The following is a 12291-nucleotide window of genomic DNA, read 5'->3' as shown; positions in this document are numbered from 1 at the left end:
AATTTAAATTATAATCATTGTTGACTCATTCAAACCCAAAAAAACATGTGTTCATTAAACCATTAGGTTCTCCTAATGGTGGGCATACACATGCATCATTTGCAGGATCAACTGGTACTTCTGGATTACATACTGGACAATTACCCTCTACAGGTCGACGCATAAATTTTCCATCACCTTTATGGAAACATATTTTGCAATCAGACACTTTACTTCCTCCTCTAAAAATTAATTTCAATATATTTTATGAATAAATATAGAGTAGTGTTACAAGGTATCCGCTTATAATTACATTTTGTCTTATAAATTATTATTCTGTTCATATTTTTAGCAAAGACATGCTTGTAAAAATTATTTCAAGCATTAAACATAATAGACTAGAATACTATATTAATAAATAAGTTATTATAGCACCTAATGTAAAGGGGAAATGTATATGCCATATCTACTATCGAAAAATAATACTTCGAACTTACTTATAGACAAAACTGGTGAAAGTATATATTATAGGCGTTATCCGATAAAATATAATCAAAGAGCTGTGGTTATTGCCAAAAGTACAAATAACGAATATTCTGCTTCTCTTGATGAATATAACAATCTCCATATAATATATAAGAATTCAACTAATAGCTTAGTCCACTTATATGAAAAGAATAATAAATTCGAATTTAATAATCTATTAGATGACTTGGATAATAGTTACCAGATAAGTAATATCAGATACTTGTGTCACCATAATAATTATTTATTCTACTGTGCTTATAACCCTTATGAGAGAACCAGCGATCTAATTTTTCATTCATTCAAAGAAAATGAAAAAACTGAACCCCAATCATTGTTTTCTGTCCCTAACCTTTCATCACCTTATGAATGTTTTATAAGCAATAATATAATTTATCTTTTATGCCAAATACTTAATGACAAAGGAAGTTATGAATTAAATCTTTATAAATATAATATACAATCAACTAACTGGGAAGAATTCGAAACAATAACTGATTCTGTTAGTCCTTTTATAGATTACAGCTTATGCTTATGCAAAGATAAAATATGTGTTACATATGTAGAAAAAAAACTAACCAATACTATATTTTTCATTAGTAAAACCGATAAATGGTCTAACCCGATAAAAATCTACTCTACTACCGCAACAATTTCACCTATCATTTTTATTTATAATAATATTGTATGGATTAATTTCAAAGAAAATAATAATCTTAAGTATTCACTATCTTGTAATAATGGAACTACATTTACTGAACCCAAATTATGTTCAGCTCAAAATCCAGAAGCTAGACATTTCTATTTTTATGGCTACAACAATAATAGTTTGTCAGGCAATAAATTCTTTGGATACATCTATAAATATCCTATACTAGCTGTATTAAGCCAGGTTGATACAGATAATATACTGTTAAGTAATCAAACCAACCTAGAAATAAAATCAATTATTGGTAACTTTACTTCTAATGAAATGTATAATATTGCGTCATTGAAAACAGAATTGGAAGATCAAAAAGAAGTTCAACAGGATATAACAAAACAATATGACGATCTAGCCAAAATGGCTAAAGAATTACAATCCCAAGCTAAAATGTGGAAATCTAAAACTACTCAGGCTGAACAAGAAATCAAAAAGTTAAAGAAGAAATTAAGAAAAGCATATATCCCTCACGATAAGAAACCAATTAAGAATAACGAAATTGACGATACCAAATATGAAAATACAAAAGAAACCACAAAAGAAACCATCGACAAAAATATAGATATTAAAATCCCAGAATTAATTAAACAAATTAAAGAAATCGAAAGTAAAACTACTAATTCAGATATTGAAAAAACTAAAGAACAAAAAATTGAAATCATTACAAATGATAATTTAAATAAAAAAAACAATAATGTTTCTCTTGATTTAATTGAATAAAAATATAATTTTCGCACCTAATATTGTCTATATAGGTGCGAAATATATTTTACTTATTCTTATTTAATGATGCATTATAATCATCTACTATTTTACCAACAGTTCTAACTCTTTCAATATCACCAGTTGATGAGATTTCATCTGATATTCCTAGAATTAACTTGTCTTTGAATAATCTTATAAGTTCTTCTGTTTGTTGGATCAATTCTTCTTCATGATATATCTCATCAAATAATACTGCTGCTATACCATCTACAAGATAGATATCGTCTCCTAATGCTTCTTTCACTTCTTCTAGGGTAACATCGCCTTGTGGTTTAGGAGTTATAGCTTCTATTCCATCCAATCCACATGTTTTGGCGAATGGTAAAAGCGCTTTAGTATCTCCATCCCAATGAGAATATACAAAATTACCACCTTCGTGAAGCTGTTTACATCTTTCTATATAAGATGGTTGAACATATTTTTCGAAGTAATAAGGTGGCAATGTTCCACAATGTAAGTTATCACCAAAATTAATAATATTAATAGGTGATTTATTAATGCGATCAATCATTCTACTATGATTTTCATCCAATGCTTTAAAATATCTCTCAATCTCTGCTTCATAGTCCATTAAAGCATAAACAGCTTTTTCCACACCCATTAAATCAATGTAGAGATTTTGAACATTCACTCTTGGAATAAAAATGGTTGGAGCACCTAAATCTCCCCATTCTTTTTTTGTTTTTTGAAAATATTCTTCATTCCAACCCCAATCACTATTTTCAGCTATATAAGTAAAAACCTTAATATCCTCTTTATTTTCAGCCCACCATTTTTTAATTATTTCATGAGGACTAGAAGGAGTTTTCTCTGTAACTAATGATACTTTACCTACAGGAGTATCTATCACATGTTCAGTTTTTGTTTCACTTAATCTATTTACATATCTCTTAATCTTTGGTCCATCAATAGAATAAAAACTATCATTATATTCATATATTCTAGATGAACAACCAAGTTCTCTATATATTTCTGGTTTAGTTTTCCCTTCATAAAGATCAGGTAATTTTTCTCCAGCAAATTGCTTATCTGTTAACCAACATTGAATCCTTGGTTGCCAGATTATTTCACCATTAGCTCTTCCAAATGCTACATCTTCATGCAATTTGGCTAAATTTCTATTCTTGTGGTCAGTAATTCTTCCTTTCATAAATATCCTCCTAAATGTTTTTAGCTGATATTATTTTAACTTAAAGTGGATAATATTTCTCATTACATATTGACAATCATTATGGTATATTGATATTATTACAAAAAACTTATTGAGGTGTTTTATATATGTGTGATCATTTATTATTAAAAGATTTCTTGAAAAATGATGAAAAATTTTATGTTGCAAAATCATTATTTAATTCTAATATAAAAAGTAATTTACATTCACATGATTTTTATGAAATGTTTTTCGTAGAAAAAGGTACATTTATTCATTATATTGATAATGAAAAATATTATTTACCTGTACAATCTATACAATTCATCTATCCTGAAGACACACATTGTTTTTCAGCAAGAAAAGATAAGGAAACAACAATAACCAATCTCGCTTTTTACTTTTCTGACCTTGATGATAAGTGCAAAACATTTTTTGACAACATAAGGAAAGAGAATTCCTACAAAGGAGTATCTAGTATCTATGCTCTAGATTACCAATGGAATAGTATTTTCAGTAAGCTAAATAAAATTAAACAAATGCCTTTAGAGGTACAAGAATATTATTTTCAAAGTGTTATTTATGATTATATATTTATATATAACACCAATAAATTAAGCGCTCAAAACAACGAAATTATACCTAGATGGTTACTATATGCCAAAGAGAAGATGAAAAATAAAGATAACCTAGTAATGGGATTAAAAAGATTCATTGAAATTTCAGGAAAATCTCAAGAACATCTAAATAGACAGATGAAGAAATACTATAATCAAACTCCTGCTCAATGGATAAATCAAATAAGATTAGAAAAAATGGAGCTATTACTTTTAACTACAAAGATGGAAATCTTAGACATAATATATGATGTTGGTTTTCATAATGTTTCTTATTGCTATTCTTTATTTAAAAAGAAAAATTCATTAGCTCCTAAAGAATTCAGAGAACGTAATAGAAAAATCTTTAATGCTTGATACATGATAAGAAGTAGGATTGACTCCTACTTCTTATCGCCAACAATATGGTTTGTATCAACAACATGACTGATGTTTAATTATATCTATTATCTATTACCTTACGTATTTTTCCTGTTCTAAAGTTACGTTTGATAGTTTCAGGTTCCAGCAATTCAAGATATATATGCCCAATCAAATTCTTACTACTGAATTTTCCTAGAGCTTTTGTCTGTCTTTTAATTGAATCCAGAACACTCGAAACAAATTCTTCATTACATTCCATATCTTGTATAGTTTCTATACGAATATATATCTTAATTAATTGTCCTTCATCTTTATCTAGCTCAATTTGATAGAATGGTGATAGATAGTCATTCTTTTTAATAACCTGATCTATATCATATAAATATAAATCCGTATTATTTAACCTGATAACATCATCATTTCTTGATATGAGTTTGATTTTGGGCGACTTATTCCCACAGCTACAGACTCCTTCTACATACTCTATATTATCACCTAGTTTATACTTAATGATGGGATTTAATTTTCTTTCTAAATCTGTTATTAGAATACTATTATCATCATCTTTTTCTACATAACACCAATCTTCAAAAACATGATATTCACTTGGTTTGCAATATGGACACTGATAACCTATTGGTCCAGTTTCTACTGCTGCATAACCAAAAGACTTGATAATACTGCACTTGAATATTTTCTTTAGATACTTTTCTCCCGATTCTGCCATATGATTACCACTATAGTATATTTTTTCAAAAGTAATATCTTCATTCAATGCTTCTGCTTTTTGAGCTAGTAGTATTAATGTACCAGGTATACCCATAATTGTATTTGGTTTTAATTTCTTAATAATATTAATACTGTCTTCTTGACACTGATTAGCTGTTAACGATAATATTTTACATCCTGTTTTTTCAAGTCCCTTATTTGTAGCTAAGAAAGCTGTCCATAAACTACCAGCTTTCAGATAGTTGACTACAAAATCATCCTTAGTGATACCTACATTTCTGAATCCACTACCAAATACTTCTTTGGACTTGGAAAATTCTTCTGCACTATACCATACAAATTTTTCTTTACCTGAAGAACCTCCTGAAGAAAAAACGTAACTGTTTTCATTTTTATCCGTAAGCATATTTGAAGATTGATTAATAAGCGCTTTACTAGTCAGTGGAGGTAATTTCTTGAAGTCTTCTAGAGATTTTACAGGTATCTCTATACCTTTATATAATTCTTTATAGTATGTTGATTTCAATGCCTGTCTTAAAATTGCATTGATTTTTGATAATATTATTGCTTCTTTTTTACTCTTATTGCAATTAGACAAACCAATACTTGAATATGGTAGATCTTCAAATCCTATTTGTCTAATAAGACAAGATGTGATGTTGATTCCATCATGTGTAAACGATTCTTCTGAAGAAATACTCATGTTTCCTGGTGAACAAAAACGAAATACACCTAATGGAGAAAAATCATCAATAATCTGCTGATAATCATTATTAGATGCAACTCCTATAGTAGACATATAATATTGTAATCCATTTATATTTCCCTCTAATATATCTTTATAATCTTTTATGATATTAATATATATTGTTCGAAATAATGGTGAATCTTGAATATCCTTTGAATGATTGACTATTATAGTATGATGACCTCTCACACCTTCAATAATTCTTGCTTTATCTTCATACTCTTCGTATCTATAAAGTGATCTTGTTCTTCTAATTTCCATTTTTTCATCAATAGTCAAATACTTATTTTTATATGTAACTCCTAATAATTCAAGTGACTCATTAAGTAATTGAATGAATTTTTGAGTATTGTCATCATCCTCTATGAATATATTTTGGCAGCTTGTACAAGCATTCTGCTCCCACATTATTATATCCTTTGCATAGCCCACTGCAATTTCTTCTAACTTTTCATCTGATAGTTCCTTAGTAACTAGACCAAAACTTAGTTTTGGACCAAATGCGACTACATTAACTTTATGGGACGTACCATTCTTATAGTTCAATACTGCTTCTCTGCCACCAAACAGTAAAATGATATCACAATGTTGCTTCATATAATTTTCAATATATGCTTGATTAATTCTATCCCAATATATTATTGATATATAAGGTATCAGTATATTATTCTTATCTGCTTCCTTTAGTGCTTCAAAAAATATGTATGCAAAATCAGGACTCTTTTTTGATACTTTCACTATGTTGATATTTTTTGTTACAATTCCATAAATCAGAGAATCAATAGCTCCTAAGAAAATATTCCCAGCAGCTATATGGCATACGCATCCTGCAGGTAAAGCATAGGTGATATTATTATCTATATCACAAGGATAATCTATAGAATGATAATCTTTTAACACATTCAATCTCTTTGCCAGACTATCCATAGTCAATATCTCTTGCAACATAGAAATACCTAATCCAACCATACTGGGTGAATAACCTAGAAGCTCAGGTAATATTTCCATTGATTTCTTATAATACTTCTTATCTTTATCATTCATCAATTCGCCTGTTTGTACTAGTACATACAATATATCATCTATAGGAATTTTCCAAAGCTCATTTTTCATAATCTGTAACTGTTCATCATTGAAATTCATTTCAATCAACTTCTCATCCAATGAATCATTTATATCTTTTCCCCATATAATATTTTTTATCATGAAACTCTATTCCTTTCTTTCAAAAATTGTGTTGTTATCATATTCCACTGTTATCTTGAATTTTTAAGTATTTCTAATGCTGCTATTGCACAACCTTTGTGCTTTTTCTTTCCTCCACGACGAATACTTTTGATATAGGTACCTTCTCTTTTACACGGACAATTTCCCCCTAATGTTACTATATCTGTTGAAAGAAGTGATAAATTAGGTTGGGCAATATTATAAGGTGTAAGTAAATGAAGCATGCCTTCCTCACCTATAAGAACAGGTTCTAATGTCAATGGGTCACATACCCTTACACGACTGTATTGTGGAATATGATAATGACCATATTCACAAGAACAATAAGGTATACCATGCTCAGCTAACCCATATGTATCCCCTATATGACTAGGTTTTAACCCTATATTTTTTTCCATGTAATATCCAAATTCTTTTAGTGTCATTGATTTCCCAAGATGATTTTTCCATCCTCCACCAGCTAGTATAAAACTTTTTTCATCTATTTTCATTGGCTTGTGTATTTTTTTTATGGTTTCTACCATTTTATACATATATGCTGGAAAACCTAATAACCTGACAGGTCCTTCCCCACTTCGTTCAATAAAAAGCCTAGCCCATTTTTCATCATCAAATATGTATTGCTTTTTATCTTCATCCCATTCTATCATCCAATGTACTGATTTTTGTGGAGCCAATTCAATCATTTGTTTATCACTCCAAGTAGTACCTATGTCCGTCGCCTTATTAATATCATAAGAGAGTACAAAATATTCAACTGGTGTCTCAGAACTATATCCCATTCCATTAAAGACCGACAACGCTATTTTATTCAGGCGAGATAAGGAATCTTTATCAAAAAATGATTTGGTTTTTTGTCCTTTTGTACCCGAACTAGTTAGTGTTAATTCTATATCCTTCATAGGCAAACTACACAAATTATGATATTTCATCAAATCAACAAAAATAGGAGGTATAGAAAACAAATCATCTATTGTATTTATAGATACAGATCCATTGGAATACTCCAACATATACTTTAAATAGGGATGTTTTGATAATTGAAATTCATAGTTTTCTTTCATAGCATTTACAAAAATTTGGTCATATTCTTTATTGAACTCAAAAGGTTGCAGTTGACTGAGTTCATCTATATATTTAAATGTATGCATAACCATTCTCCTTATATAATATGTTTACATATCACCACTTACTTGATATGCCATATTTAATTTCATTCTTATAATAGAATCTTAAGTCAAAATCTTTTATCTTGCAGTTATATCACTTTCGGATAATTGTGAGTAATATTGTCATCTCTCAGATTAATATTATTTTTGTTTTTTAGTATATGTTTCAAAATTTTTTCACCAATTGATGAATTCACTTTTATACTATCTTGATGAAACTCCTTTACTTTTTGCAATATTAATCTATTACATTCCTTACCTGGCATAACTCCCGCAAAAAAGAATCCTCTATTTGAAAACTGCTCAAAAAATTTATGAATTTGTGAATCCTCTAGCCTTATATATAGATAAACACTTGATAAGTGATTATTATCATATTTGGTAATTACCTCGTCCACCTTTTCCATTAAATCTTTTCCAAATCCTATGATATCTATATAACATATTGAAGCATCTGTATAGGTTATATTGATTTTACATTTTCCTGAGATGGATTCTTCTGTTTCTGGTAGAGGCAAAATGTTTATGTAAAGATTAGAATAGATTAAATTAACTATTTCTAGCAAAGAATACGGTATATATAATCTTAGATTATCAGGTTTATCATAGAAAAGGTACGTTGCTTTTAATGATTCACGCACAGTCTTTTCTATTATACCTTTGAACTTCATAGGTTCCATACATGATATGAGAAATGCACAATCTTTAAATCCTAATTTTGAAGCTACTTTTTGTGAATATACATGACTAGTTATGGACATAACATATATGGCTTCTAATCCTAATTGCTTACCATATTGTACTACCTGTTCTGATAGATCATACAATATATTTTGTCTTCTATATTCTTTTTTTACAAATGCAGCGGACATTTCAGCTTGAGAATTATTAATTTTCAATCCAACATGGGCTATAACTTCTTCATTATCACCTATCGCAACAAATGATATAAATTTTTTACTTTCATTAAGTATTATCATGTTTCTTTGATCGTACATATTTTTATGTACATATGTATCGCCATATATTTGATAAATTAGATTACATAATTCTGGAATCTCGTTAGGTTTAATCAATCTTATATAATAACTCATAATTCATCCCCTCCTTCTTGATATTTTGGTATAAATATTATTATAAATGCAACCAAAACAGATAATATTCCTTCGTAAAAAATTACTTTTGACACACTGATAATATTAGCTAGTGCACCATTAATGATATATGTTATAGGTATAATGCTGAAACACATTGTAGTAAGGATTGCAAAAAAACGTCCTTTTAAATAATCTGGTACTATCTTTTGGAAAAAACCATATGCTGTAGCATTTACATGGGCTAATGTACAACCTATTACAAATAAAAATAAAGCAATCATATATCTATTAGTCAATAATCCTATTAAACTCATAGATGCTCCCATAGTAAAAACACTGATAAAAATTTTTTTATACATATTCTCATTGATCTCATTCTTAAAACTAAGTAATACAGTGACTATTACTGAACCAAATGCAATTGATCCCTCTAATATTGCAAGCCAGTTTGGTTCTTCTTTTATGACAAACTTCACAATAAGGGGTATAAATAATGCAATGGGTGATACAAAAAAGTTGAAAATGAGAAAAAAAATAATCAATGCAAATAAAGGTTTAGTACTTATAATATATTTAAATCCTTGGACAAGTTCATCTTTAAAATTATTAATTACAGTGATATCCTTTTTAACACTTAAATCAGTATGTATAAAAAGTATAATCAATAATGATACGACAAACGACGAAGCATTAAATATAAATGCACCTTTGATTCCTACAGCATAGATAGCTACTCCACCAAGAAAAGCTCCTAGTAGATTGGATACTTGCAAAACCATAGAATCAAGAGCTACAGCTTGAGAAATACTCTCTTCATCGGTTAGAACTTCTATTGATGCATTAGTCGCTGATTCAAATAATGGCGTAAATGCAGCTATTAAAAAACTCAAAACAAATAAAGACCATATGTTATAATTATTATTACACACAAGGAATGCTAAAATTGCCATAAAAAAAGCTCGTACTATATCAGCCAAAATAAGACACGTTTTTCGATTGATACGATCAGCAATAGTTCCCATAAATGGTCCAAAAATAACTACTGGTAAAATATTAGCGACCATCACTATACTCAGATGTAAGGCAGAATTAGAATTATTCATTGATAATACTAACCAAGAAAGCGAAAGCAAGAAAAATTTATCCCCTATAGAAGATATGAGTCTTGCAAAAAATAATTTTCTGAAATCTGCGAATAAAATTAAAGGATGTTTTCTTATTTCTTCTCTCATATTTAATACCTCCTGTCATTATATGACATTAGATATAATATCACAATATTTCTAAATATTTTGTAGAATTTTGTCTTGTAAATGATTATAATCTGTAATTTTAATTTTTAAAATGTTATTTTGATTTTCACTATATTTTATTAATCATTTCAATACTATTTATTAATATTATTAACCAGTATATAAAATATAATTTACAAAAGTAATGTGCAAAAGATGATATATTAGAAAAAATTTTCTCATAAAATAAGAAAAGAACCATTTTTAAAGGGTCTAGCAAAAGTAGTTTGTATCTACTATTAACTAGGCCCTTTATATTATTTTATACTTCTGAATTAGCCTTGATAAAATCAATTAACTCATCCGCTTCAGCATATGCTAAACATGTAACTGTATCTGCTCCACCATAATAAATAGCAATTCTTCCTGTATCACTATCTGTTAAAGCTGCACATGGGAATACTACATTAGGAACATCCCCTACACACTCATATAATTCTCTTGGAGCTAATAAATAAGGCTCAGTTCTAGCAATTACTTTCCATGGTTTTTCCAAGTCAAGTAACGCCGCTCCGAAATGATATACATAACCATTACAAGAAGTCAGTACTCCATGATAAATTAGCAACCACCCTTCGCTAGTTTCGATAGGCACTGGTCCTGCTCCAATTTTAGTACTTTGCCACCAACCTCTAGGTGCCAATACATGTCTATGTCTACCCCAAAATTCCAAGTCATTACTTTCACTATAGAATATATCTCCAAAAGGAGTATGTCCTGTATCACTTGGACGACTTAACATTGCAAAATTACCATTTATTTTCTTAGGAAAAAGAACTCCATTTCTATTGAAAGGTAAAAAAGCATTTTCTAATTGGTGAAATTCTTTAAAATCATAAGTATAAGCAATACCTATAGTAGGTCCATGGAATCCATTACACCATGTTACATAATATCTATCTTCTATCCATACTACTCTAGGATCATAAGCATACTCGAAATCTTTAACTTGTTCAATATCACAGTTAAATTTTATAGGCTCTTTGTTAATATCCCAGTTAACACCATCTTTACTAAATCCTGCATGAATTCTCATTTCTCTTCTTTTATCATCACATCTAAAAACACCTGCAAACCCATCTTCAAATGGTACAACAGCACTATTGAAAATACTGTTTGATGTTGGTAAATGATCTCTTTTAATTATTGGGTTCATATCGGAACGCCAAATCACTTCGTTACAATCAACTGGTTTTTCTTCCCACGGAATATTTTTTAATGGTTCACCAATAATATTATATTTTGCCATTGATGTTCTGTCTCCTTTATTCTAATATAATTTTATCTTTTATTATCAAAGATGTAAGCATAATCAGACCGCTTATACCTGCACAAAGTATAATCGGTACATGAAATAAACCAATAAGTACAATTATCATTAGTGCTAGGCAAGTTAAAGTTGTAAAAAGATACTTATTACCTAAAACAAATGCAACCTTAAATAAAAAATTAACTGGTTTATCATACATTGCCAATAAAGAAAATATATATATGCCTATAATCAATATCTCAATAAGTACCAATAATTGGACTACGAAAAGAAACATTGTCATATATGTATTTCCAATTATACTTTGAAAAAAGGTGATATTATTAATGTTCACATATATTATTGAAAATACTGATATAAGAACAATCCAAACGATAGTTGACTTCTTGAAGTTTTTCTTAAAACCATAGAAGAATTCTTTAAAATTACAATTCCCCTTATCTTCAGCTCTTCTCAACATAACATAGAATAGAGCCGTTGTGGATGCTCCGCCTGTAATACCCAATCCTATTATTGTAAACACTATCCATAATAAATTCATGTAAAATAAATCAATTATGGTCGTTCCTATTTTATATAGAATACTATCTATGGAAAATAATTTTCCCAATTTCAAACACCTCTTTTCAAAGTATATTTATAGTATAAAAGGGGCTG

General features: G+C 28.9%; 10 protein-coding genes. 2 read left to right on the top strand and 8 right to left on the bottom strand.

The genetic code is table 11. The features are described from left to right. Positions 1-25 precede the first annotated feature (25 nt). On the bottom strand, positions 26-208 hold the full coding sequence (locus tag ACX6CF_RS20655) for a hypothetical protein (RefSeq protein WP_458787258.1): 183 nt from the start codon (positions 206-208) through the stop codon (positions 26-28). Positions 209-436: 228 nt separating this feature from the next. Between ACX6CF_RS20655 and ACX6CF_RS20650 the strand changes: the two genes are divergently transcribed. After that, the gene (locus ACX6CF_RS20650; protein WP_458787257.1) at positions 437-1927 is read left to right on the top strand and encodes a hypothetical protein; all 1491 of its coding nucleotides are present in this window, start codon (positions 437-439) and stop codon (positions 1925-1927) included. Positions 1928-1976: 49 nt separating this feature from the next. Here the strand turns inward: ACX6CF_RS20650 and ACX6CF_RS20645 are convergent, their stop codons facing one another. Further along, positions 1977-3122 carry a uroporphyrinogen decarboxylase family protein gene (locus ACX6CF_RS20645; RefSeq protein WP_458787256.1) on the bottom strand — a complete coding sequence of 382 codons (1146 nt, stop codon included), beginning with the start codon at positions 3120-3122 and terminating at the stop codon, positions 1977-1979. A 128-nt stretch (positions 3123-3250) separates the two neighbouring features. Between ACX6CF_RS20645 and ACX6CF_RS20640 the strand changes: the two genes are divergently transcribed. Then, the gene (locus ACX6CF_RS20640; RefSeq protein WP_458787255.1) at positions 3251-4096 is read left to right on the top strand and encodes a helix-turn-helix domain-containing protein; all 846 of its coding nucleotides are present in this window, start codon (positions 3251-3253) and stop codon (positions 4094-4096) included. A gap of 76 nt (positions 4097-4172) precedes the next feature. Here ACX6CF_RS20640 and ACX6CF_RS20635 read toward each other — a convergent pair whose 3' ends face one another. From ACX6CF_RS20635 to ACX6CF_RS20610, 6 genes are all read right to left on the bottom strand, one after another. Continuing rightward, entirely contained in the window at positions 4173-6785 is a 2613-nt protein-coding gene (locus ACX6CF_RS20635; protein WP_458787254.1) for an acyl-CoA reductase, read from the bottom strand. Positions 6786-6835: 50 nt separating this feature from the next. Next, complete coding sequence (locus tag ACX6CF_RS20630; RefSeq protein WP_458787253.1) at positions 6836-7957, bottom strand: LuxE/PaaK family acyltransferase; 1122 nt, start codon at positions 7955-7957, stop codon at positions 6836-6838. A gap of 107 nt (positions 7958-8064) precedes the next feature. Beyond that, entirely contained in the window at positions 8065-9069 is a 1005-nt protein-coding gene (locus tag ACX6CF_RS20625) for a GNAT family N-acetyltransferase (RefSeq protein ID WP_458787252.1), read from the bottom strand. Beyond that, positions 9066-10304 carry an MFS transporter gene (locus ACX6CF_RS20620; RefSeq protein ID WP_458787251.1) on the bottom strand — a complete coding sequence of 413 codons (1239 nt, stop codon included), beginning with the start codon at positions 10302-10304 and terminating at the stop codon, positions 9066-9068. The genes ACX6CF_RS20625 and ACX6CF_RS20620 overlap by 4 nt, the downstream gene beginning before the upstream one ends. 322 nt (positions 10305-10626) lie before the next feature. Then, complete coding sequence (locus ACX6CF_RS20615) at positions 10627-11613, bottom strand: glycoside hydrolase family 130 protein (RefSeq protein WP_458787250.1); 987 nt, start codon at positions 11611-11613, stop codon at positions 10627-10629. 16 nt (positions 11614-11629) lie between these two features. Further along, positions 11630-12244 (bottom strand): DUF624 domain-containing protein, encoded by a 615-nt coding sequence (locus ACX6CF_RS20610; protein WP_458787249.1) that lies wholly within the window; start codon positions 12242-12244, stop codon positions 11630-11632. Positions 12245-12291: the final 47 nt, after the last annotated feature.

It is taken from the genome of Vallitalea sediminicola (assembly GCF_054408565.1).
This window is presented reverse-complemented; position numbering and strand designations above follow the sequence as displayed.